Source organism: Proteiniphilum propionicum (genome assembly GCF_022267555.1).
Taxonomy (GTDB): Bacteria; Bacteroidota; Bacteroidia; order Bacteroidales; family Dysgonomonadaceae; genus Proteiniphilum; species Proteiniphilum propionicum.
In genome coordinates this window covers 1607324-1632861 of the sequence record NZ_CP073586.1, presented here as the reverse complement: position 1 = coordinate 1632861, position 25538 = coordinate 1607324, and the positions used below count along the sequence as shown (strand labels likewise).

Sequence of the window (25538 nt, the reverse complement as noted above, 5' to 3'; positions counted from 1 at the left end):
ATTCCGTATAAATAACAGTACAAATGTTGTTTGGGTTCGGAAATGGCTTAAAAATATATATCTGCTTCCCTTTTTTTTGCTGATATTTAGATAAAGAGTTAAAAAAACACACAAAGCCCCGGTGTACAGGGGCCCTGTGCATAATTTATATATCACAGAAGGGCTTTTTCCTTACCCTTCAATTGCAGCTTGTGCTGCAGCCAAACGTGCAATTGGTACGCGGAAAGGAGAACATGAAACATAGTTCAGTCCCACAGTATGACAGAATTTCACCGATGAAGGTTCGCCGCCATGCTCACCACATATACCACATTTAAGCGTCGGGCGCACCTCACGTCCTTTCTGGACTGCCATGCGAACAAGTTGTCCAACACCGTTCTGGTCGAGAACAGCAAAAGGATCCTGTTTTAGGATGCCCTTGTCTATATACATCGGCAGAAACTTGGCAACGTCGTCGCGGCTATAACCGAATGTCATCTGTGTAAGGTCATTTGTCCCAAAAGAGAAAAAATCAGCCTCCTGAGCGATCTTGTGGGCGGTAAGCGCTGCACGCGGAATTTCAATCATTGTCCCGATCTTATAGTCCACAGAGTCGTTATTTTCAGCGAACACCTGTTGAATGGTTTTTTCGATGATATCTTTCTGGGCTTTGAACTCAAAGACGATACCTGTTAATGGCACCATGATCTCAGGAAAGGCTTCTACGCCCTCCTTTTTCAGTTCAATAGCAGCCTCCATGATGGCTCGTGTCTGCATCTCTGTGATCTCGGGGTATAGGTTCCCCAGGCGACAGCCACGCAATCCAAGCATGGGGTTTGACTCCATAAGCCCTTCCACACGCTCATGTATATCTTTATATGATATACCCATAACTTTGGCCATCTCCATTTGTCCTTTTTCATCGTGAGGAACAAATTCATGCAACGGCGGATCAAGAAGGCGAATGGTAACGGCAAGTCCGTCCATCGCTTTAAATATTCCAATAAAATCCTTTTTCTGCAATGGGAGCAGTTTTTCAAGTGCTTTACGCCGCCCCTCCTCATTCTTGGCTAGAATCATCTCTCGCATAGGAACAATCTTGTCTTCTTCGAAGAACATATGCTCTGTGCGGCACAACCCAATCCCCTTAGCCCCAAAATTACGCGCAACGATAGCATCGTGAGGTGTATCAGCATTGGTCCTTACATCCATACGTGCATATTTATCTGCTAACAGCATCAACTCTCTGAAATTATCATCAAGTTCGGCATCCTGAGTCTGAATTTTGCCTTCATACACATTTCCGGTAGATCCGTCAAGGGAGATCCAGTCACCCTCTTTCAGTTCCTTGCCGTTAATAGTCATTATACGCGCTTTATAATCGATAAACAGGTTATTGGCTGCTGATACGCAGCACTTACCCATACCTCTTGCTACTACTGCGGCGTGTGAGGTCATTCCTCCACGAGTAGTAAGTATACCCTGCGAGGATGCCATTCCGCGCAAATCTTCAGGAGAGGTCTCTATACGGCAGAGAATTACCTTCTTGCCCTCTTTGCTCCACTCTTCTGCTTCATCGGCATGGAACACTATTTGCCCCGCGGCAGCACCTGGTGATGCCGGAAGTCCGCTGGTAACCGGTTTTACACTTGCCAATGCTTTTTTGTGGAAGACAGGGTGCAGCAGTTCATCCAACTTCTCCGGATCACAGCGTCTAAGTGTAGTTTTTTCATCTATATATCCCTGTTTCAACATATCCATAGCAATCTTTACCATTGCTGCTCCGGTACGTTTTCCGCTACGGGTCTGAAGAATCCAAAGCTTCCCATCCTGAATGGTAAATTCCAGGTCCTGCATATCTTTAAAATAGTCTTCCAGTTTTTGCTGAACATCTATAAGCTCTTTTGCACATTCTGGAAGAGCCTCCTCCAGTGAAGGGTATTGCGCTGCACGTTCCTCCTCAGATATACCTTGCAGTTTAGCCCAGCGACGAGATCCTTCAATTGTTATCTGCTGAGGCGTACGAACCCCCGATACTACATCTTCCCCCTGTGCATCTATCAGATACTCTCCGTTGAAAATATCTTCGCCCGTTGCCGCATCACGGGTAAATGCAACACCCGTACCCGAAGTCTTTCCCATGTTACCATAAACCATTGCCTGAACGTTGACGGCAGTACCCCACTCTTCGGGGAAATTGTTCATTTTGCGATAGAGGATCGCCCTTTCGTTCATCCAGCTGTCGAAAACTGCACAGACAGCTCCCCATAACTGATCCCATGGATCGACGGGAAAATCGTGCCCGGTTTTCTCCTTTACTGCCACCTTAAATCTCTTAACCAGCTCTTTCAGGTCTTCAGTTGTAAGATCTGTATCCAGCTCCACACCTTTTGATAACTTCATTTCATCCATGATCTCTTCAAAAGGGTCAATATCTTCCTTACTTTGCGGTTTCATCCCCAATACCACATCACCATACATTTGTACAAAGCGGCGGTATGAGTCCCATGCGAAACGGTCATTACCCGATTTCACGGCTATCCCTTCAACGGCATCATCGTTTAAGCCAAGGTTTAACACGGTATCCATCATACCCGGCATAGAGACACGTGCTCCGGAACGTACAGAAACCAGGCATGGATTATTCTTATCGCCAAACTTAGTTCCTGTCAGCTCTTCTATACGTGAAACTGCGCTCTCAACCTCATCTTTTAATACGCCGATCACATACTCCTTTCCCAATTCGTTGTACTCAGTACAAACTTCAGTGGTAATAGTAAATCCGGGAGGAACCGGAACACCAATCAAATTCATTTCAGCAAGGTTTGCTCCTTTTCCTCCGAGCAGGTTTTTCATATCTGCTCTCCCTTCGGCTGCGCCGTTTCCAAAGGTGTAAACTCTCTTTCTTTCCATCTGATGTAAAGTTATATTAAATTAAATATTAAAACTTATAGTTTTTTTGTGAATTGCACCCGGCAAATATAGTGATTTGTCAAAAAGCAGATCATTATTTTATGGTTTTTCGATTTTTTTGTCACTATCCATTTTAATCAATTCTCTGTTCACATGTACCGGAATATCAACCGTGGAATCGGCAACAGCTAGTTTTTTTTGCATGTTCCCCAGGGAAATATTGTATAGCTGGATGTTACGGTTAATACTGGTTGAATCTTGTAGATGAACAAAACCTGCTATTTGTGAAAGTGTATCCCCATCAATATATTTATTTACGGGGAAATTATACATTATGTTCTCTTTGATCTGCTGAGATAGATAAATTGTTGTATCCCGGTAGTCCATAATTATAAGCGATGCAAAAGGGGAAGTGAACACAGGAGGGATGCCTGTAACACTAAATGTGAACGAGAAATGATCTTCGGTAATTTTGGAGAAAATTTCAACAGAATCAAGTTTGAACCTGAAGCCTCTACCCATGTCTGTTTTTGAGAACTGGTAGAAAGAGGGAATAAAAGATGGAGAAAGATAGGCGGGGTCTGTATTTTGAAGTGCATATTGACGGGCCACTTCAGCATCAACCTTTTGACGATCCCTCTGTATGCGTGCTTTCACCGAGTCGTTCATCTTCAGATAGATATCAATCCTGTCAGAATACCACGACAACGATGTATCCCATTGATCCTGAGTTGTTTTATGAGCCTTGAATACTCTCCGGATGTAAGCCTCCTTCTTCTCAGGGGTGTCAAAATTCTGATAATCGTTTTCCATGGTTGCTTCAGCAACATACACATCGTACATCAGTCGTTCCATCTGCTTCCGGTTCAAGACTTCTCCCGGCCGGTTCTGGCAGGATGAGATTATTCCAGCCACTACCGTGAATAAAAAAAGATATTGGACGAACCTACATTTCACCTGTACTTCCTTTTTCCTGTTGCTTTTTATCGATTTTTTCACGTTCATTTTTCGACAGTAATGCGTATGACAGCGTTCTTCTGTAGAAAAGTAGAATCAGAATAACACCTACCGTGATGGCCGAATCAGCAATATTGAAAATAAACCTGAAAAAGAGAAAATCTTCTCCCCCGACAATTGGGACCCAACCGGGGAAAGTGCCACTAAACAGGGGGAAATATAGCATATCAACCACCTTACCGTGAAGTAGTGACGAATAGCCTTCTCCCCATGGTACAAACGAAGCCACATGTCCGGGATAACTCGATTCGAAAATAACCCCATAGAACAGACTGTCTATGATATTACCCGACGCACCGGCCAGAACTAGCGCAATACATGCAATAAAACCGGTTTTGTAATTCTCTTTTATAAGTCTCGAAAGAAATACAATTATAAATATAACTGCAATAATCCTGAAAAGTGAAAGGAATAGTTTTCCACCGGCTTCGATACCGAAAGCCATCCCATTGTTCTCTACGAAATAGATTTTAAACCATTCGGTAATGTCAATGGTATCATTAAGCCCCATATGTGTCTTTACCCATATTTTGGAAAGCTGGTCTGCGAGAAGGACTAAAACAACAACCAATAGTGCTGTCCATGCCTTTTTTGTACTACTTTTCATAAAGTAAATTTACGGGCATTTAATAAATTAATGGAAAATAGCCCAATCTCTTCTGAAACTGCCGACACCAATAATATCTTCATTATCGAGCTGTTATTTCTTCTTCTTTGATTTGGCCTCTATGCTCAACGTGGCATGAGGTACTGCGCGAAGACGCTCTTTTGGGATCAACTTACCGGTCTCACGGCAGATTCCGTATGTGCCATTTTCTATACGCACCAGAGCTGCCTGCAAATTCTGGATGAATTTCATCTGACGTTGAGCCAGCCTGCCTGCTTCCTCTTTCGAGAGCGTTGAAGCCCCCTCCTCCAACACCTTATAAGTTGGTGATGTATCTACCGTATCGTTACCGTCGGTATTAGTTACAGCCGCACGATAATTTTCATATTCCTGTCGTGCTACCTGTAATTTCTCGTTAATGATTGCACGGAATTCTTCCAATTCCTCTTCCGAATATTTTGTCTTCTCGCTCATAATAATTGATGTTTATGGCTGTGTCTCTTATTGGAATCAGAGTTTAACTACAACAACCGCCGTTATATTTTGTTCACTTGTAAATTCTTGCACAAATATACATATAAAACAGATAATTCTCAACAGTTTTTATGTATGCTTATGGTCAAAGAGTATTCATCAATCTCTATTTCATCCTCCAGATGATTATCAACGATAAAAATATCATCGGCCAGTACCTGATTTTTAATGTATCCGTCATAGTCTTTTATGGCTTCATCAAATACCGGATTGGCTGAAACTTTAATTATGATCCTATCGGTAATTTCAAAATTCTTCGCTTTACGTAGGTTTTGTATTCTATTCACCAGCTCCCGCGCGAGGCCCTCATTGCGGAGGTCTTCAGTGAGCGTAATATCCAACGCAACAGTTAGTCGCCCCTCGTTGGCTACCAGCCATCCGGGAATATCTTCGGAAATAATTTCAACATCATCCTGACAAACAACAACATTTTGCCCGTCAACATTTATCATTAATGAACCGTTTTTTTCCAGTTCACGAATATCACTGTTATTAAGTTCCTGAATTTTTACCGCCAGCTGTTTCATTATTTTTCCGTATCGCGGTCCAAGTTTTTTAAAGTCGGGCTTTACACGTTTTACCAGCATCTCATTTGCAGAATCTACAAACTTGATTTCCTTTACATTAACTTCGCTTAGGATGAGAGGTTCAACTGCCCTGATATACTTTTTCTGTTCCTCATCCTCTACAGGAATCAATATTTTAGAGAGCGGCTGACGCACTTTAATATTCACTTTCCTACGCAATGCAAGCACAATAGAAGATGCTGCCTGAGCTAAATACATCTGCTCTTCAAGTGCTTTGTCAATCAGCGAATCATCACACTGCGGGAAATCGGCAAGGTGTACCGACTCAATTTTATTGCAATCAGTAGCTGAAATCAGGTCGAGGTACAATTTATCGGCATAAAATGGTGCTATGGGTGCCATCAGCTTTGCCACAGTTATCAGACATTGGTAAAGCGTTTGATATGCAGAAAGCTTGTCATTTGTCATCTCTCCTCCCCAGAAACGTTTCCGGTTCAGGCGCACGTACCAGTTGCTGAGATTATCGTTCACAAAATCTGAAATTGCTCGGCCGGCTTTGGTTGGCTCATACGAGCAATACCCCTGATCAACCTCCTTTACCAGAGAATTCAGCAGTGAAATTATCCAACGATCTATCTCTGGACGTTTTTCTATATCTATCTGCGGATACTGGTCCCTGAAATCATCTACATTGGCATATAAAACGAAAAAGGAATAGGTATTGTACAGTGTCCCGAAGAACTTTCGCCTTGCCTCTTCCACACCCTCTATATCGAACTTCAGATTATCCCACGGAGCAGCATTGGTAATCATATACCAGCGCAACGGATCGGATCCGTACTTCTCAATGGTTTCGAAAGGATCAACGGCATTGCCAAGACGTTTTGACATCTTATTGCCGTTCTTGTCGAGTACCAGCCCATTGGAAATCACATTTTTAAATGCAACGCTCCCCATAACCATAGAAGAGATGGCATGAAGGGTATAAAACCAGCCACGTGTCTGATCCACTCCTTCAGCAATAAAATCGGCCGGATATACTTTCCGGAATTCCTCATCCGGAATATGCGGATAAAATACCTGAGCGAACGGCATCGCACCACTGTCGAACCACACATCAATTAGGTCAAGCTCCCGCTTCATTGGCCGGCCACTTTCGGAAACCAAAACTATATTGTCAACATACGGACGGTGCAGGTCAATTTTATCATACGCCAGCTCTTTATACTCTTTCAGATTCAGCCCTTTCCATGGGAGCTCATTCATTATGCCGGCATCTATCGACTTCTGCATTTCTTCGAAAAGCTCCTTTACCGAACCGATACATTTCTCCTCTTTGCCGTCTTCGGTACGCCATATAGGTAAAGGTGTTCCCCAGTAGCGGCTCCGACTCAGATTCCAGTCCTGCAGATTTTCCAACCACTTCCCGAAACGTCCGGTCCCAGTTGACTGGGGCTTCCAGTTGATGGTGTTATTAAGCTCTATCATAGTGTCGCGACATGCGGTAGTACGTATAAACCAGCTGTCAAGCGGATAGTACAAAACAGGCTTATCCGTACGCCAGCAGTGAGGATAATTATGCACCTGTTTCTCTATTCGAAACGCACGGTTCTGCTGTTTAAGCATTACCGAGAGATCAACATCAAGGGTAGCATCATCTTCAGTTAGAGAGTCATCGTACTCATTTTTCACATAACGTCCTGCATACTCCCTGTAAAGCCCTTCGTTAATATTGTTCTTTACAAACAGCTGATCAAGCTCTTCGAGCCGGAAAAACTTCCCTGTCAGGTCAACCATGGGGCGAAGGTTGCCCTCTTTATCGGTAAGCAGTAATCCCGGTATATTGTTCTCCTTGCCAACTCTTGCGTCATCAGCACCAAAGGTGGGAGCAATATGCACGATGCCCGTTCCGTCTTCTGTGGTTACAAAATCACCGGTAACCACCTTAAACGCTTCATCAGTCACTTTCACCCAAGGGATCAGTTGCTCATAGCGTATTCCCTCCAGCTTGGAACCTTCCCAAACCTTGTCAATAACCCTGAAAGGAATATTCTTGTCCCCGGGTTTGTAACTATCTAACGGAAGCCCCTCATTTTTAGGAGGGAAGTATAAGCTCAGTAAGTTTTTGGCAAGTATAACGGTAATTGGCTTGCCTGTGTACTGATTATAAGACTGTACTGCCACATATTCAATATTCTTCCCTACTGCAAGCAGCATATTCGACGGCAAGGTCCAAGGTGTTGTTGTCCATGCCAGAAAGAATGGCTCACCAAATTCCGTCCACTCAGGGAGAGGATCCTTGATAAGAAACTGCGCAGTACATGTTGTATCCTTCACATCCTTGTAACACCCGGGCTGATTAAGCTCATGTGTGCTCAGTCCGGTTCCTGCTGCTGGCGAATAGGGCTGAATGGTATACCCTTTATAAAGATAATTTTTTTTATACAACTCTTTTAGAAGATACCACAGGGTCTCTATATAGCGGTTATCGTAAGTGATGTAGGGATCGGTCATATCCACCCAGTAACCCATTTTTCGTGTAAGGTCTTCCCACTCTTTGGTATATTTCATAACCTCGGTACGACATGCCGAATTGTACTGCTCTACCGAGATCTCTTTTCCGATATCTTCCTTGGTTATTCCCAAAGACTTCTCCACGCCCAGCTCCACAGGCAATCCATGAGTATCCCACCCTGCTTTCCGGTTTACCAGATAGCCTTTCATTGTTTTGTAACGACAGAAAATATCTTTAATGCTTCGCGCAATCACATGATGGATACCAGGCATTCCGTTTGCCGACGGCGGCCCTTCATAAAACACGAACTGGGGATGTCCCTTACGTGTTTCCAGACTTTTCCTGAAAACATCTTTCTCATCCCATACTTCCAACATCTCCCTGTTTATTTCTGAAAGGTCCAAATGGCTATATTCGGGAAATTTTTTACTCATTGTCAATGAATTTATACCTGATAGAAAATTAATTTGCAAAGGTAGCAAAAAATTGAGAAATGGCAATTGATTTATTGGTATTAGTGCTTCTGCAATAACATTTAGAAGCGAATAATTTTATAACATTGCTCATAAAATTAAGCTCTTTGAACCAATCAACTTTTCTTTGTAATAAAATTTTCCTATTTTTGGATTTTATAAAATAAATCTTATGCATAAAATCAACCTGTTTCTATTACTTGCCATATCAGTAATGATCTGCTGCGGGACGAATCGGAACAACAATAAAACCGAGACAGTCAAAATCCTATCTTACAATGTTCGCAACGCCCGCGGCATGGACGAAGTAACCGATTACAACCGTGTTGCATCAGTAATCAAGCGTATTGATGCCGATTGTGCGGCAATTCAGGAGCTCGACAGCGCAACCCAAAGGAGCGGAGGTTTTATTGTCCTTGATGAGCTAGCCAAACGCACAGGGATGTTTGCCACCTATAATAAATCTATAGATTATCAGGGAGGTGGTTACGGGATAGGCATACTGACAAAAGAAAAGCCCCTGCGTAAAGAAGCAGTCCTGTTGCCCGGCAGTGAAGAACAGCGAAGCCTGCTGCTTGTTGAAATGCCCGATTATGTGATCTGCTGCACTCACTGGTCGTTGAATCAGCCCGACAGGATGGTATCGGTCGATGTAATCAATGAACTGATAAAAAATTACACGTCAAAACCGGTCTTCCTTGCAGGCGACCTGAATGCCGTCCCCGGCTCTGAAGAAATTCAGGAATTATTAAAGGCGTGGTCTGTTTTGAATGATACATTACAACCTACAATCCCTGCTAATAATCCTAAAAAATGTATCGACTATGTGATGGTGAAGAATAACCCTAAATTTGTTTTCAATGTGTTAGAGACAAAAGTGGAAAATGAGTTAATGGCCTCAGACCACCTTCCGCTATGGGTAACAGTTTCAGTAAAGGACAACAATTAAAACTTTCAAAAAATGAGAAAAGTCTTTGCATATATATGCCTTATAGCAGTATCATTAGCATCTCTGCAGGCACAAAACAAAAAGAAGATAACGCTAAACGTGGCCACTTTCAACCTGAGGATGGACACCCCCAGCGACGGCGAGAATGCATGGCCAAACAGAAAGGAGATGGTTAAAGGGTTGATCCGCTTTTACGACATGGATATTGTAGGTACACAGGAAGGTTTTAAACATCAGCTCGATGATATCGTTGAGTTGGACGAATACGCCTATGCAGGTGCAGGGCGTGACGATGGAAAGGATTCAGGTGAGCATTCTGCAATCCTATATAAGAAAAAACGGTTTGAAGTGTTGGATAAAGGCAATTTCTGGTTTTCCGAAAAACCTGAAGTACCGGGTAAAGGGTGGGATGCCACCTGCTGCAACCGCATCTGTTCATGGGCAAAATTCAGGGACCTGAAATCGGGAAAAGAGTTCCTGGTATTCAACTCACACTTCGATCACCAGGGAAGGGAAGCACGTAAAAACTCATCGTTGTTACTGATAGACAGAATCAGAAAGATAGCCGGCAGCACACCAGCTTTTGTTACAGGAGACTTTAACGCGACCCCCGAAGATGAGCCTATCCAGATTATATACGACTCGGGGAAACTGAAAGATGCGTTTCTGGTAACCGAACAGCCTCCCTATGGTACAACCGGCACCTTCAACTCTTTCAAGCCTGATGCTCCCATGAAAGGACGTATAGACTATATCTGGATTACACCCGGTATCACTGTGAAAAAATATGGTACTCTCAATGATATACAGTACGGGCGTTTTCCGTCGGATCATTTCCCGGTAATGATAGAGGCGAAACTATGACATACGTGCTCCAAATACCAATAAAATCAAACCCCGGTTCCATCTGGAAGCAGGGTTTATTTTTTTCATCTGAGAATAGTCAGGATAGTTTCTCCAAAGCCACTTTAATCCGCGCAACAGCCTTGGTTATATTTTCGTCGGAGATGGCATACGATAAGCGAATACATCCGGGAGCGCCGAAAGCATCCCCTCCAACACACGCCACGTGTGCCTCTTCAAGCAGGTACATAGCAAGATCGGAAGAAGTTTTTACGGTTCTGCCATTATAAGACTTACCAAAGTAACTGCTGCACTCGGGGAAAATATAAAATGCCCCCATAGGTTTGTTAACCTTCAATCCCGCGATTTGTTCAAGCAGGGCCACAATAAGGTTTCTTCGCCTTTCAAACGCCTTTCTCATCTCATCCACACAGGTCTGGTCTCCGGTATATGCTGCTTCAGCGGCTTTCTGTGAGATTGAAGATGCTCCCGATGTGTATTGCCCCTGTAACATACTGCATGCCGAAGCAATCCATTGTGGAGCCGCTATCCACCCTATACGCCAACCGGTCATGGCATACCCTTTTGATACGCCGTTCACCACAACTACACGATCACGGATTGAATCAAATTGAGCAATCGACTCATGTTTCCCGATATAATTGATATGTTCATAGATCTCATCAGCAATTACATAGACGTTCTTGTGCTTTTCCAGTACATCAGACAATGCTTTAATTTCCTGCTTGGTATAAACACTTCCCGTAGGATTTGAAGGTGAACAAAGTATCAATGCTTTTGTTTTGGGAGTGATAGCTTCTTCCAACTGTTGTGGTGTAATCTTAAAGTCTTTATCGATCCCTGCATAAACGAATACAGATTTACCTTCTGCCAACTTCACCATTTCCGGATAACTTACCCAAAAAGGAGCTGGAATAATAACCTCCTCCTCTTTATCAACAATTGAGAGGATTACGTTACAGATCGATTGTTTAGCTCCGCAGGATACAACAATTTGGGCCGGGCTATAATCCAGTCCATTCTCATTTTTCAGTTTATCGCAAATTGCTTTCTTCAGATCAGGGAAACCGGGCACAGGAGAGTAGAATGAAAAATTATTATCGATAGCTTTTTTTGCTGCCTGTTTTATATGCTCGGGAGTGGTAAAATCGGGTTCACCAACACTCATATTTATCACATCAATGCCCTGAGCTTTCAGTTCATTGCTTTTCTGAGCCATCGCAAAAGTCTCCGACGGCGACAAGGCAGCTAGTCTGGCAGATAATAATTCCATAATAATTTTCAATGTTTTTAGTCTTTTTGTTAGATTTACAAGACAAAGATATACAAAAACAATATTAAAATCACTTTGTGCTAAATTATTGGCAAGTTTTTTTGGTTATTCTTAGATATAAAATAAAAAAAGCCGCCAAAAGGCAGCTTGATGTAGATATATAATAATGTGTAGTAAAATTCTAAAATAAAGCTTTCGTAATCCACATTTGGATTACTCAGCTTAAGACAAAATAGTCATTTTCCTCAGCCTGCATAACGCAACCTGGCTTTCAACACTCTTAATCTGTTCAATCTGTTTGTACGATATGTAGCAGATCCGTTTGAGATGTTCTTTTCCAGATACTTTATCTGAGACAAGATTTCTTCTTTTGTCAGGCTTTTGATTGTCATAATTTCTCCTTTCAATTAAAATTTAGTCATTTTCCTGTTAAAGCATTACCCAAGTGTACTTGTCTTCTGCACATTTAACTTAAAAATGTTCTTTAAAAGTTATGATTCATCGGCAACCGTTTAATTAAGAAGCCCTTTCAGTAAATAATTGATAACCTAAAATGATTTCAAATAACTCGCTTGCCATTTAAATCGTCACAAAGATACAACAAAAAATATGTTTTACAACATATTCTCAATAGATTTTTTCACAAAGATATAGAGATTGTTGATAAGTAGTCGCTTATCAACCTGGGAAAACCATTGTAAACTTACTTCCATTTTCATCTGACCTTACCACTATCTTCCCTTTGTGTCGTAACATAATTTGTCGACAAATGCTCAATCCGATGCCAGAACCGGAAGGCTTTGTGGAATAAAAAGGGATAAAAATCTTCTCTGTAGCTTCGGGTGAAATACCTTGTCCGTTATCGGAAACCGAAATGTGGATTTCGTCGCCTACCTTTACGGCTTCTATGTCGATTTTAGATTTAGATTGTGTAACGCAAGCTTCATGGGCATTTTTTAGCAAATTGAGCAACAATTGATCCGTCATACCCTTGTCGGCCTTTAGAATAAGTTGATCGGGATAAACAGAATACGTAAACTCAATGCCACCAGGTGCTATTAATTGCTGCATGGATTTCAGCATGGATTGCACGTGAATGGGCTGAACGGTGGGTTGAGGCAGCCGCGTGAGTTTGCGGTAATTTTCAACAAACGAAAGCAATCCTTTGCTGCGCCGGTGGATGGTTTCCATCGCATGCTTCATGACGTGATACTCTTCGGAACCGTCTTCGTTGGGCGTTTCGCGTTCGCTGAGCGTTTCGGAAAGAGAAATAATTGGCGTGATGCTGTTCATGATTTCGTGTGTAAGCACACTGATAAGTTTTTGCCACGCTTGCGACTCGGCTTCGTCCATCATAGCATCATGCGTGCGAGAGCGAAAAATATCGAGTGCTTCGTTCATTTCTTGCGAAAGTTGATGAAACTCGTCGTTTGAAGTATTGCTAACAAAATGCGTGGAAAAGTCGGAATGACGAATACCCTCAATCAATTGCTCCATGCGGCTAATCAGTTTTTTTCGGTCGAAATACATGGAAACCGCAACCGCCACAATTCCAACCAATATCAAAGCTGACGAGAAGTAAAACCCTCTCAGGTAAATCCATGCACCAATGAGCGATAATAGCATAATGGCTATTATTTTCAGGAAAAAGATATATTTAGTTTGAAGTTTCATGCTTACTTATATTTTTCAATTTTCCGATATAAGGCAAATCTAGTAATACCCAACAGTTCTGCTGCTTGACTCATGTTCCCGTCGGCCTGTTCAAGCGCTTTTTCGATGGTGGATTGTTCCAATTCTTCCAGATTCAGGTTTTCGGATTTCGATTTTCTGGCAGATGCCGGTTTCAATATAAAATCATCGGCGGAAAGCGTGTATCCCGATGCCAAAATCACGGCGCGCTCCATGGCGTGTTGCAATTCGCGCACGTTGCCGGGCCAATTATATGAATTTAATTTTCGTAAAGCGGATGTGGAAATGCTTCGGATGTCTTTCTTATATTTCTTGGCGAAGCGATGCAGAAAATGACCTGCAAGCAGTTCAATATCTTTTCCGCGTTCGCGAAGCGGTGGAATGTGCAACTCGATGGTGTTGATGCGGTACAGTAAATCTTGCCGAAACTCGCTACGATCCACCATCGCGTGAATATCGGCATTGGTAGCGCAAAGCAAACGTACGTTTATATGGATGGGCGAAGTGCCGCCAAGGCGCATAATTTGTTGTTTTTCAATAGCCGTTAGCAGTTTCATTTGCGTGGCGAGCGTGAGGTTCCCGATTTCGTCCAGAAACAACGTGCCACCCGATGCAATTTCAAACCGACCTTGTTTTTCTTTTTTGGCATCGGTAAATGCTCCTTTTTCGTATCCGAAGAGTTCGCTTTCGAACAACGTTTCGGGAATTGCACCTAAATCAATGTGTACAAACGGTTTGTCGGCACGTGGCGAGCAGCAATAAAGCAGGTTGGCAACCAAATCTTTTCCTGTTCCGTTTTCGCCCAAGATCAGGATGTTGGCATCGGTATTTTTCAGTTTGTCGATGGTGTCAAATAACGATTGCATCACTTCGCTTTCTCCGATGATTTCAGGAAACGAAAGGTTGCTCTCAAGAGCCGCCACTTGTTTTTTCAGTTGCGAAACTTCTGTACGTTTGCGGCGTAATTCCACAGCTGAAGCCACCGTTGCCAGTAATTTATCCTTTGCCCACGGCTTGGGAATAAAGTCGGTAGCTCCGGCTTTTATGGCTTGCACCGCTTTTTCGGTATCGGAATAAGCCGTTACGAAAATCACCACAGCATCGGGGTCTGTTTCTTTTATTTTTTCGAGCCAAAAGAATCCTTCTTGTCCGCTATCCGCATCTTTTGTGAAGTTCATATCGAGCAGAATCACATCGGGTGCGAACGTATCCATAAAATGCACGATACGTTCGGGTTGCGTTGTAACTTTCACCTTTTCCACGTGCGGCTGCAGCAGCAGATTGAGGGCGAAGAGGATGTCTTCGTTGTCGTCAACGATGAGTATTTTTCCTTGTTTGGTTGTCATGGTTGTTGAATTAAAAAACTTATCAAACATCTGTTTCATTCCACGGCACAATTTGTGCTACGGTACGGTTTTGCCTTTCGTTTCCGCCGTAAATCAATGTTTTTATGAGTTTCGTTTCTTTTGCGAGTGCAGCGTAATAATTTAATCCCTTAAACAAATCCGGCATAATGGTCTGTGTTGCTTTGATTTCTACAATTTCAGTTTGCTGCGATTTTTCGAGTACCATGTCCACCTCGTTGCCTTCCGAATCCCGCCAAAACCACGGCTCTATTTGTTTTTCATTTTTATGATGCAGACGCTTTACGTATTGCGAAATAATCATATTTTCAAACAATGTGCCCTTTATGGATTGATTTTCAATTTTCGATACGTCATTTATTTTTAGCAGATTACTTAATAACCCTGTGTCGTAGAAATAAAGCTTGGGAGATTTGACAATGCGTTTGCTGAAATTGTTGTAAAAGGGTCTCAGCAGAAAAATGATGTAACTGTTTTCTAATGCCGACAGCCACGCCTTTACTGTTGGCGACGAAATGCCACATTCTTTTGCCAAGTTGCTCATATTCAGCATCTGCCCTGCACGAGTTGCACACAATGTCAAAAACTTTTGGAAAAGGCTCATATCCTTGATGGCAATCAATTCGCTCACATCGCGCTGAATGTAGGTTTCGATGTAGTTCGGATAAAAATCCGAAGGCTTGATATTTCGGTCGTAAATAGCAGGGTAAAAACCTTTTTTCAAATATTCCGCGTATTCTGGTTGAAGTAGTTCCGCATTTGTCAATTCTTGAAAATCGAACGGAAAAAGCCGAAAAATGGCAACTCTACCCGCCAAACTTTGCGTGATGTTTTGCATCAGATGAAAGTTTTGCGAACCCGAAAAAATAAATTGTCCCATTATTCTGCTATCGTCAACAATGGATTGAATATATGAAAACAAATGCGGTACGCGCTGCACTTCATCAAAAATAACATATTTATCGTACTGGTTTAAAAAACTTTGCGGATCGGTTTCCGCAAAATTTCGCGTATCCGGATTTTCAAGGTTCACATACCTGTAATCCGAAAACATCTCTTTTAGCAACGTTGTTTTGCCTGATTGTCTTGGTCCCGTAAGTGCGATAATGGGATATTTTTCTGCAAGTTGTTTCATAGCACCTTCTATTTCCCGCTTAACCATCATAGTTTATTGTTTTTTAGATTGTTTTGGATGCAAAGATACTTAATATTTTAAAAATACAGGACTCTAACTTTAAATTTACAGGACTACAACTTTAAATTTGCAGGATTTGTTGTTTAAATTTACACAACTTTTACCCTAAACATTCATTAGACTTTAAACATTAAACTTAATTCCCACCACAAATGTAAACAATATATCTTTACGAAACTGTGCGAAATCGAACTCAATTTGTGCGATTCCACACTTTTTGCAAAAAACATTAAAATCGTAATAATCTAATTATCTTATACATACACCTTTGGTACAACTTTTGTTATTCGTTTTTTTATATGAAACAAATCATCGTCATTCTCTCCTTGTTTGCCTTCGGGCATTTGGCAGCAGCGCAAGACACACTGCGGCTCACATTGGACGAAGTGGTGGCGCTTGCCCGGAAGCAGTCGCCGCAGGCGGTGGCGGCACGCCATCAATACCGGGCGGCTTATTGGAATTGGCGGTCGTTCAAGGCCGATTACCTGCCCAGCCTGACGTTCTCGTCCAATTCGCAGCTCAACCGGTCCATCAGTCCGGTTACGCTGCCCGATGGAACCGATAGTTTTGTACACCGCAACCAATTGCTCAACGACGGCTCAATGACCATCAATCAAAATATTGCCCTGCTTGGAGGAAGCGTGTTCGTACAGAGCGGTTTGCAGCGATTGGATATTTTCCCCGAAAACCAATACTCGTTCAAATCCACGCCCGTGGTTATCGGATATTCGCAAAATCTGTTCGGCTACAACTACCTGAAATGGAACAAGCGAATTGAACCTGTGCGATATAGCACAGCACAAAAACAATACGCCGAAACGCTCGAATTAGTGGCTTCGGAGGCGGCAATGAAATTTTTTCAGTTGGCTACGGCGCAAAGCAATTTACGTTCGGCAAACTACAATTACGCCAATGCCGATACGCTGTTCAGCTATGCCAAAGGACGTTACGAAATAGGCACCATAACCGAAAACGAGATGCTGCAATTGGAAATCAATTACCTTTCGGAACAAACCAACCGCCTGAATGCCCGCATTGAAATGGACGACCGAATACAGAATTTGCGCAGTTTTCTGGGAATTACGGAGAATGTGGAAATCGTGGCCGAGGTGAGCAAAGCCGTTCCAAAATTTATCGTTCCCGTGGACGATGCGCTACAACTTGCCCGCCAAAACAGTCCCGATATGGAACTGCTTGCCTTGCAAAAACTTCAAAGCGAAAGTGCGGTGGCTTACGCCAAGGCTTCGCGCGGGTTTAAAGCCGATTTGTACATGCAGTTCGGCTTGTCGCAAACCGACCGCAGTTTTGCCAATGTCTATCGCAATCCGCTCAACCAGCAATTGGTGAGTCTGGGAATTCGCATCCCGATTTTGGATTGGGGCGTGGGACGCGGACGGGTGGAAGTGGCGAAGAGCAACCTCGAAAAAGTGAAAATAGACATCGCACAGGCACGTACCGACTTCGAAGCCAACGTGATAAAATTAGTGAAGCAGTTCAACCTGCAGGCCGATAAAGTGGGCATCGCGCAGAAAACATCGGTACGCGCCGCGCGCCGGAACGATGTAGCCTACCGGCTCTATCTGCTCGGGAAATCCACCGTTCTCGATCTGAATGCCGCCATTGCCGAAAAAGACCGTTCGCAACGCGATTACATCCGCGAACTGCAAAACTACTGGAGCCTCTATTACGGATTGCGGAGCATCACGGGATGGGATTTTGAGAAGAATAGTCCGATTTTGAATGTGTCAGTACAGAAAATAGAGTACAGATGTCAGAAGACGGAAGACAATTTTTATAGTTTAATTAAATAAAACAGGTACAGCAAAGCGTTGCTCTACTTCAAAAATTGAAATAATAATATAAGCGAAAATTGATCAGATCAAAAGAAATCGCCGCTCCAAAGCATCGACAAGAATTGTAACACGGGATAAATCTCCACATTGTTCATCCTTCGCGGATTTTTATCCAACGAAACAATAATCAGCCGGCAATCGGGAAATTCTTCCGAAAATGCCTTTAATCCCTTTGTGTGATGCGATTGCACTTCGTCGGATGATTTTATTTCAATGGCTGTTTCGGCATTTCCGATAATGGCGTCCACTTCGTAACCCGATGTTGTGCGCCAATAAGACAAGCTGAGTTGAGGCTTGAAATAACCAAGGTAGGCTATAAGTTCTTGCATGATTAAATGTTCGAAAGCATGTCCAAATTCGGGTGAACCGGGGTTTATCTCAGTTCTTTTGAGAAGAAAATTAGCAATGCCTACATCAAAATAGTAAAACTTGGGAGATTGGATAACACGACGTTTCACGTTTCGGGTAAAAGCGGGAATGGTATAACCTATCAGCGTTTCTTCCAAAATAGAAAAATACTCTTTCACTGTAGGTGCACTCACGCCGCATTCCGAAGCAATGTTGTTGTAATTGAGAATTTCACCATTGCTCAAAGCCGCAATCTCCATAAACCGAGAAAAAGTATTCAGGTTTCGCGTAAGTGCTTCGGCTTTTATTTCCTGTTGCAAATAATCGCCCACGTAAGCGTGAAGCCGGTTTGTGGCGTTTTCCACTAAATAGTGGCGCGGCAGCATACCGTTATTGCAGGCTTTTACAAGGTCGAAATCGGGAATTTCGGCGCTGACAAACGGATACAAGTGCTTTCGAATAGCTCTGCCTCCAAGCAAATTCACACCGCTTCGGCGTAACTTGCGTGCACTGGAGCCGCTCAGGATAAAACGAAGATTATGATTGCTTATCAACCAATGCACTTCGTCAAGTAAAGCAGGGATTTTCTGAATTTCGTCGATGATAACCAACTCGTTTACGGGCAACAGGCTTAGTTCTTCGCGTAACAGTGCCGGACGGCGGTTATAACGTTCAAATTCATCCGATTTCAACAAATCGATGATTCGTTTGTCGGGAAACAGCATTTTCAGCAGCGTACTCTTACCGGTTTGCCGCGCACCCCAAAGAAAAATGCTTTCGTTCTCTACATCCTGAATTGTTATTTTTCGTGATAACATTCTGATTTGTTTTTTGTGAATAACAGGGTAAAACCGTTACAAAGATACATTATTTTTCATGAATATCTAAAGTATAGCTTTGTTTTTTCATGAATATCTAAAGTACAACTTTGTTTTTTTCATACAGATTTCAGATAACAGACTTTTAACGCCAATGGCCAATGGCCAACATAAAAATGAACAACCCGGAACTCGAAACTCAGAACTCAAAACTTAGAACCGATAACTCTTTCCACGAATCCCGCGACAGCGCTATGGACAAACGCTTGCCCAAACGCTCGTTTTTCCAAAAATACAAATACTACCTGCTGGCCGGAGCGGCGTTTGTGGCGTTCCTCGTATTCGTTATCGTAAGCGTGTCGGGCGGACGAAAACTGCGCGTGGACGACGAAAAAATCGTGATTGCCAACGTGGCGGAAGCGCCGTTTCTCGATTACGTGGATGCCGAAGGCATCGTGCAGCCCATCCAAACCATCAAGCTCAACGCGCTGGAAAGCGGAATGGTACAGGAAGTGATTGCCGAAGAAGGGGCAATGCTGAAGAAAGGCGATGTGATTCTCGTGCTGCAAAATCCCGAATTAGAACGCATCATCGAAGAGCAGCAAGCCGAATGGGAAAAACAGCGCATTCTTTACGAAGAAAAAAAGCTGGAAATGGAGCAGAAAACCATCTTGCTCAAGCAGCAAACACTTCAGGCGCGATACGAACTGAGCCGTTTGCAAAAAGACTTCGCGCTGGGCGAAGAAGAATTTAAGATGGGTGTAAAAAGCAAGGCGCAACTCAATGTGCAACGCGAAGAATTTACCTACAAAACCCAAAGCACCGCCCTGCAATTAGACGGGCTAAGACAAGACAGCGCCGCCACACACCTGCGCCGAACGCTGATGGACACCGACCTCGAGCGGGTACGAAAAACCACCTCACACGCCCGCGGACGAATGGATAATTTAATTGTGCGCGCCCCGATGGACGGACAATTGAGTTTCCTCAACGTTACGCTCGGCCTGCGGGTGGGACAATCGGAAAGCATTGGCGAAATAAAAGTGATGGACAATTTCAAGATACATACCCGATTGAGCGAGTATTACATCGACCGCGTACAGGTGGGATTGCCTGCATCGGTAACCTATCAGGGAAAGAGATATCCGCTGCGCGTGTCGAAAGTCGTTCCCGAAGTGAAAGACCGGCAATTTGATGTGTATTTGGTGTTCACGGGCTCGATGCCCAACAACGTGCGCATCGGCCGCAGTTTTCGCGTGCAGGTGGAGCTGGGACAACCGGAAACGGCCATCGTCATTCCACGCGGCGATTTTTTCCAAACCACCGGCGGACAGTGGATTTATAAGTTGAACAAATCGGGCGACAGGGCAGTGAAAACACCCATCAGTGTTGGTCGGCAAAATCCGGTGCAGTACGAAATAGTGAGCGGACTGCAAGCCGGCGACCGCGTGGTGGTGAGTGGATACGCTAATTTTGGCGATGTGGAGGAACTGGTAATAAAATAGTTTTAAGTGCTGAGTTGGTAATTATTAGTAAGTTTAAGGTTTAAAGTTTGAAAATTTATCAAACCGCCGGCTGCGAACTTCGGTTTTCGGACTTCTAACAGTCTATTTAGTATTTGGTAATTAATAATTTGTAATTAAAAATATATGCTGTTACATTATCTAAAAATCGCGTGGAGAAATCTCCTGAAATACAAAACCCAAACCATCATCAGTGTATTGGGATTGACCATCGGCGTGGTGTTTTTCGCGTACGGATACCATTGGTATAAATACGAAACATCGTATGACGGTTTTTATCCTAATTCGGGCAGGATTTATCGAGTGTATGGCATTGAGAAAAACACGATGAATCAAAACGCAAAAATCCCTTATTTGGCAGTTGCCAAGATAAAAAATGGGTTTCCCGAAGTGGAGAAAATTGCCGTTCTGTACGATCAGTTTTCTATATCGTTTACTTACGAAAACGAAAGGTTGGAAATTCGGGATATCGAGAATGTTGATGAGAACTTCTTCAAAATGTTCCCTCCAATAGTAATTTGCGGTTCGTTGGACGACGATTTGTTTTTGGAAAAAGAGATAGCCGATATGGTAGTTACGGAAGATTTCGCCCGAAAGTTCTTCAATACACCCGAAGAAGCTCTCGCTAAAATGTTTATATCAACCTACAAAAACAGCTACGTCATAAAAGCGGTGATAAAAAATCCACCTGTCAATTCAAACTTTCAAGCGCAGTGTTATATTGCCGATATAAACGTAAGGGCGATATCAAGTGAGTCGGAAGAAAAAATTCAATGGACGAGCTTCTATCAAACACAACTGTATGTTCAGTTGCATAAAAACGCAAACAGAAAGGCTTTTGAAGAAAAATTGCGCAGCTACGCGGTCGATAATGATTTAAACACTAATTTGTTGTTCGCGATAAGCCCATTGAGAACCGTTAAGTACGACATTCAACAAGCAGGGAACGTGTTTGAACAACATAACAGCCTCAATTTAACCTACATACGCACATTCCTGTTTGTCGGCGTGTTGCTGATTTTATCGGTTTTCTTTAACTACCTGAACATTCTTATCAACAGTATAGTGCAACGAACGCGCGAAATGAATCTTCGTAAAGTGTCGGGGGCGCACACCCGAAATCTTTTTGTACAACTTTTTGTAGAAATTGGTTTGTTAATCTTGTTTGTTATCCTCTTATCCTTATCTGTTGCCGAATTAACTGCATCATCTTTCGAGAAAGTGTTTCAAACCGTTATCCTGAAACATCAATTGTTCGGAATACTTTTTGAGACTATCGCCATAGTGGGTGTTTCGCTTTGCAGTATCGTTTTTGTATCCCTTTACCGATTTCTCCAAAAAACATCTTTCAGGAAAAACATTACCCGTGTTCAAATGCAAAGAACACTGTCTGCGGGGAAAATAAGTATGGCCGTTCAACTGCTTGTCGGCGCGTTTTTTATGATGAGTGCTCTTGCTTTTTGGAGACAAGTGCGATTTATGCAAACTTCCGATTGGGGAATACAAACAAAAAACACCATTCAGGTAGGCGTTATGGGAGGTCCCAATAAAAAAGTTATTCTTGAGGAGATTAAGCAATTGGCCACCGTTGAAGAAATTTGCCCCACCGGATTATTCACAGTTAGCAACGAAGCTGGACCTTTTTCTCAAAACAATGTGAATTGGGAAGGCAGGCAACCCGATTACAGGCCTTTTTTCCAGACCGTGGATGTGGGGTTGAATTTTGCCTCATTTTTCGGATTGGAAATAATACAAGGACGCGATTTTACGGAAGCTGATTGGAAGACGGATGTTGCCAAAACGTTAATCAATGAAGAGGCTGCCCGCGTAATGCAACTGACAGATCCGATTGGGCAGAAAATAGAAATCGACCTTGATTATTATACACCCGAAGGGCCTGGTAGGGGAACGATGGAAATAATTGGCGTATTTCGTGATTTTCACGGCATCGGGCTTAAACAACCCATTATGCCGATGATACTGAAAAGCGTATCGTCGTGGCGCGAAACTATTTATTACGTGCGCTCCACACCAGGAACGGAAACGGAGACGCTACAGTCCATCCGTTCAATTTTAGAAGAGTATATTGAAGGATCTCAGGTTTCTAAGATTCCGCTCATAACAATGACCGACTTGTTAAACAAACTAAGCCAACCCGAGCAGGATCTGTTGAAACTTTTCCTCACCGTTTCTTTGCTCTGTATTCTGATTGCCGTTTTCGGCATCTATTCCGTGTCGCAGCGCGAAACGCAACGCCGCCGCAAGGAGATTGCCATCCGCAAAACGGCGGGAGCGAAAACGCGCGAGATAATGGCGATGTTCATTCGCGAGTACCTGATTATTACGCTTGCAGCGTGCGCCGTGGCATTGCCGTTGGCCGGATTATTTATGCACCGATGGCTGCAAGGCTTCGCCTATCGCATCTCCATCTCATGGTGGATGTTCGCGGTGGTAATTTTGGTGGTGGCTGTTATTGTGTTGCTCACCATTTTTAGTCAGGTAAACAGAGCGTCGAATCAAAATCCGGCGGAGGTGGTGAAGTCGGAATAAAAACAGTCTAAAAAATGTTCAAAACAGCATTAAAACTCATTTTCCGAAATTGGTGGCGCAACAAAACGTTCACGCTTATTTCCATCCTCAGCCTAACCGTGGGCATTGCTTGCACGGCTCTGCTGATTTCTTTCGTCAGCTACGAATACGGAATCGAGAAGGATAACCCTAATCGCGATAAATTGGTGTGGGTAATGCAGGATATGCCATCTTATCCGGGCGAAAAAGTGGCTTATATGAGAAGCGGCGTTCCCGAACAACTGCAAGAGAAATATCCCGAAATGGAAGGGTTCCTGCAACTGAACAGTTTTGGCATGAAGTATATCGAGGTGAACAACCAACATCTTGAGCCAATGGAAATTCTCAACGTGGATGCCTCTTTTCCGGAATTCTTTCCGTTCGAACTGCTGTACGGTTCATGGAACGCTTTCCACAATCCGCAGTCGATCGTTCTTAGCGAAAAACAGGCACAAAAGTTTTTCGGCAACGAAAACGCTCTGGGAAAACAGATTACAGTGTGTAAGGAGGACGGTTTCAGCTCGGAAAAAATAATCGTTTACACGGTTGGGGCAGTAACAAAAAGCCGCACGCAGTCGGCCATTATCTTCGACGGGCTTGTATGCGACCCCGAAAACAACTGGGGAGGCCCCACGTTGTTGATGATGCCGGTGCATACAGACCGCTCCCGATTTGAAGAAAAGGTGAAGAAAGACCGGATACCGACGCTCGCAGGAGGACAGTATTATTTTTATTCGTTCGATCAATCCATTTCATCCACTTATAACCAGCAACAACTCAATTACTGGCATTACAAAAAAAACAGTCTGTTGCTCGTCGGGTTGATTTCCGCGATCCTGGTGTTCCTCACGGCAGTGTTCAATTACGTGAACATGAGTTTTTCACGCGTCCTGCAACAGGTAAAAGCACTCCACACACAAAAATTGATGGGTGCCCGCGAATCCGATGTGCGGATACAGATTTTTGCGGACACCTTCCTTGCCGTTCTCATCTCTTTTGTATTGGCAATACTGATGATGCACGATTTGCTGCCGGTTTTCAACCAGGTGGTGTCGGTCGATTTTTCACCGGGATATTTCTACAGCAAAGATTTTTACCCGATACTGATACTGTTCGTTGTTGTGCTTACGGTGATCCCGGCCTGGATAATGAGCCGGAAACTCAGCCGCCTGTCGGGAAGCGATTACAGGCTGTTTTTCGTAACCAAGAAAAACCGGTGGATCGGCACGTTGGTAACCGCGCAGTTCTTGATTGCCATTGCGCTCATTACCGCTGCCATCACGGCAAACCGGCAAGTAAGCCTGGTAAAACAAAACGGCGACCGTTACCGCAACCTGATTGAAATATCCGAAGTGATGGAAATCGGGAAACTTCGCGAACTTGAAACCCGCATACAAAATATCCCCGGCGTATCGGGTGTTTCAACCGGAAACCTCCCCATGATGAACGCGTGGATTATGCACAACACCCTGCGGAAAGAATCGGGCGAAGAAATTGAAACGGCGGTGTTGCAACTATCGGGCGATAAGGAATTTCTACACATTCTCAAACTCAGGCAGCTATCGGGAACCGATTGGGAAACGCTGTTTGAAACCAACCCGCACGCGGTGCTTGTAAATAAGACGTTTGCCGACGCGCTGGACAAACCGGAAACGGAATTAACCAACGAGCCTTTATCCAAATATTTCGATTCGGGCGATTCGCTGGCCGTTATCGGTGGTGTGATTGAAGACTTCTATTTTAATTCTCTGGAAGAAAAAAACACATCCATCCTCATTGGCCAATATGTCCACGACCCACGATACACCAGCACACTACGCGTAAAACTCACGGATAAAGGAAATTCCGAAACCTTTTCCACCATCAAATCGGTTTGGCGGCAAACCTTTCCCGATGCCGGATTCAATTGCATCGACACTTATCACGAATTTATAAAGCTCAACAGCAAAATCTTCGAGATGTCGCGCCTGCTCAACATGTATTCGCTTATCAGCATTCTGCTTACCTGTTTCGGGTTGTTCGGCATTACGTTTTACGCCGTGCAGCAACGCACTAAAGAAATCGGTATCCGAAAAATCAACGGCGCCAAAACGCCGCAACTCCTGTGGCTGCTGATGATACCGATGTTCGTATGGATGGCGGTGGGATTTGCCGTAGCCCTTCCGCCGGCATGGTGGCTGATGGAACGGTGGTTGCAACAGTTTGTGTATCGGGTGGATGTGTCGGTAGGTTCGTTTCTGCTCGCGCTGCTGTTGGTTGCCGTCGTCGCGTTCGCAACCGTCGGCTGGCACGTGTGGCGCACGGCACGAAGCAATCCGGTGGAAAGTTTGAAAGCGGAATAAACGGGAGACGATGACTCCGCCTTCGTCAAAAAAATCACGAAGCCAAAGGCGTTCGTGTCCCGAACAACAAGTCTAATAAAACAAATCGTAAATCGTAATTCTAAAATTGTAAATAAAATATATGCTTTTACATTATCTAAAAATCGCTTTTCGAAACTTATTTAAGTACAAAACCCAAACAATT

17 protein-coding genes are annotated in these 25538 nt (G+C 43.5%); 6 read left to right on the top strand and 11 right to left on the bottom strand.

The window, feature by feature from the left end; all coding sequences use genetic code 11:
• Window positions 1-171: 171 nt before the first annotated feature.
• The 5 genes from ppdK to ileS all read right to left on the bottom strand — a co-directional run bounded on the left by ppdK (window position 172) and on the right by ileS (window position 8526).
• A complete protein-coding gene (gene ppdK / locus KDN43_RS06585) occupies window positions 172-2892 on the bottom strand; it encodes a pyruvate, phosphate dikinase (protein WP_238868942.1) in 2721 nt (906 codons plus the stop codon).
• A gap of 99 nt (window positions 2893-2991) precedes the next feature.
• Window positions 2992-3897: a DUF4296 domain-containing protein gene (locus KDN43_RS06580; protein ID WP_238868938.1), complete on the bottom strand. Its 906-nt coding sequence runs from the start codon at window positions 3895-3897 to the stop codon at window positions 2992-2994.
• On the bottom strand, window positions 3839-4516 hold the full coding sequence (locus KDN43_RS06575; RefSeq protein ID WP_238868936.1) for a lipoprotein signal peptidase: 678 nt from the start codon (window positions 4514-4516) through the stop codon (window positions 3839-3841). The genes KDN43_RS06580 and KDN43_RS06575 overlap by 59 nt, the downstream gene beginning before the upstream one ends.
• A gap of 93 nt (window positions 4517-4609) precedes the next feature.
• The gene (locus tag KDN43_RS06570; protein WP_238868935.1) at window positions 4610-4990 is read right to left on the bottom strand and encodes a TraR/DksA family transcriptional regulator; all 381 of its coding nucleotides are present in this window, start codon (window positions 4988-4990) and stop codon (window positions 4610-4612) included.
• A gap of 119 nt (window positions 4991-5109) precedes the next feature.
• Window positions 5110-8526, bottom strand: coding sequence for an isoleucine--tRNA ligase (gene ileS / locus KDN43_RS06565; RefSeq protein ID WP_238868932.1), 3417 nt, complete (start codon window positions 8524-8526; stop codon window positions 5110-5112).
• 211 nt (window positions 8527-8737) lie between these two features.
• Here ileS and KDN43_RS06560 point away from each other — a divergent pair, with 211 nt between their 5' ends.
• Window positions 8738-9514: an endonuclease/exonuclease/phosphatase family protein gene (locus KDN43_RS06560; RefSeq protein ID WP_238868931.1), complete on the top strand. Its 777-nt coding sequence runs from the start codon at window positions 8738-8740 to the stop codon at window positions 9512-9514.
• A 12-nt stretch (window positions 9515-9526) separates the two neighbouring features.
• Window positions 9527-10378, top strand: coding sequence for an endonuclease/exonuclease/phosphatase family protein (locus tag KDN43_RS06555; protein ID WP_238868929.1), 852 nt, complete (start codon window positions 9527-9529; stop codon window positions 10376-10378).
• 79 nt (window positions 10379-10457) lie between these two features.
• On the opposite strand, the gene KDN43_RS06550 is transcribed toward KDN43_RS06555, so the two are convergent.
• From KDN43_RS06550 to KDN43_RS06530, 5 genes are all read right to left on the bottom strand, one after another.
• The gene (locus KDN43_RS06550; protein ID WP_238868928.1) at window positions 10458-11651 is read right to left on the bottom strand and encodes a pyridoxal phosphate-dependent aminotransferase; all 1194 of its coding nucleotides are present in this window, start codon (window positions 11649-11651) and stop codon (window positions 10458-10460) included.
• 245 nt (window positions 11652-11896) lie between these two features.
• Window positions 11897-12043, bottom strand: a complete 147-nt coding sequence (locus KDN43_RS06545) for a hypothetical protein (protein ID WP_238868927.1) — start codon at window positions 12041-12043, stop codon at window positions 11897-11899.
• A gap of 286 nt (window positions 12044-12329) precedes the next feature.
• Window positions 12330-13325 (bottom strand): sensor histidine kinase, encoded by a 996-nt coding sequence (locus tag KDN43_RS06540; RefSeq protein ID WP_238868926.1) that lies wholly within the window; start codon window positions 13323-13325, stop codon window positions 12330-12332.
• A 2-nt stretch (window positions 13326-13327) separates the two neighbouring features.
• Window positions 13328-14689 (bottom strand): sigma-54-dependent transcriptional regulator, encoded by a 1362-nt coding sequence (locus KDN43_RS06535; RefSeq protein WP_327065923.1) that lies wholly within the window; start codon window positions 14687-14689, stop codon window positions 13328-13330.
• 22 nt (window positions 14690-14711) lie between these two features.
• Complete coding sequence (locus tag KDN43_RS06530; RefSeq protein WP_238868925.1) at window positions 14712-15872, bottom strand: ATP-binding protein; 1161 nt, start codon at window positions 15870-15872, stop codon at window positions 14712-14714.
• A gap of 329 nt (window positions 15873-16201) precedes the next feature.
• Here KDN43_RS06530 and KDN43_RS06525 point away from each other — a divergent pair, with 329 nt between their 5' ends.
• A complete protein-coding gene (locus KDN43_RS06525) occupies window positions 16202-17713 on the top strand; it encodes a TolC family protein (protein ID WP_238868923.1) in 1512 nt (503 codons plus the stop codon).
• A gap of 68 nt (window positions 17714-17781) precedes the next feature.
• Here KDN43_RS06525 and KDN43_RS06520 read toward each other — a convergent pair whose 3' ends face one another.
• Entirely contained in the window at window positions 17782-18921 is a 1140-nt protein-coding gene (locus KDN43_RS06520; RefSeq protein WP_238868921.1) for an ATP-binding protein, read from the bottom strand.
• Window positions 18922-19175: 254 nt separating this feature from the next.
• Between KDN43_RS06520 and KDN43_RS06515 the strand changes: the two genes are divergently transcribed.
• The 3 genes from KDN43_RS06515 to KDN43_RS06505 all read left to right on the top strand — a co-directional run bounded on the left by KDN43_RS06515 (window position 19176) and on the right by KDN43_RS06505 (window position 25354).
• Window positions 19176-20426: an efflux RND transporter periplasmic adaptor subunit gene (locus KDN43_RS06515; protein WP_238869423.1), complete on the top strand. Its 1251-nt coding sequence runs from the start codon at window positions 19176-19178 to the stop codon at window positions 20424-20426.
• A gap of 144 nt (window positions 20427-20570) precedes the next feature.
• Entirely contained in the window at window positions 20571-22994 is a 2424-nt protein-coding gene (locus KDN43_RS06510; protein WP_238868919.1) for an ABC transporter permease, read from the top strand.
• Between the two features lie 14 nt (window positions 22995-23008).
• Window positions 23009-25354, top strand: a complete 2346-nt coding sequence (locus KDN43_RS06505; RefSeq protein ID WP_238868918.1) for an ABC transporter permease — start codon at window positions 23009-23011, stop codon at window positions 25352-25354.
• Window positions 25355-25538 lie beyond the last annotated feature (184 nt).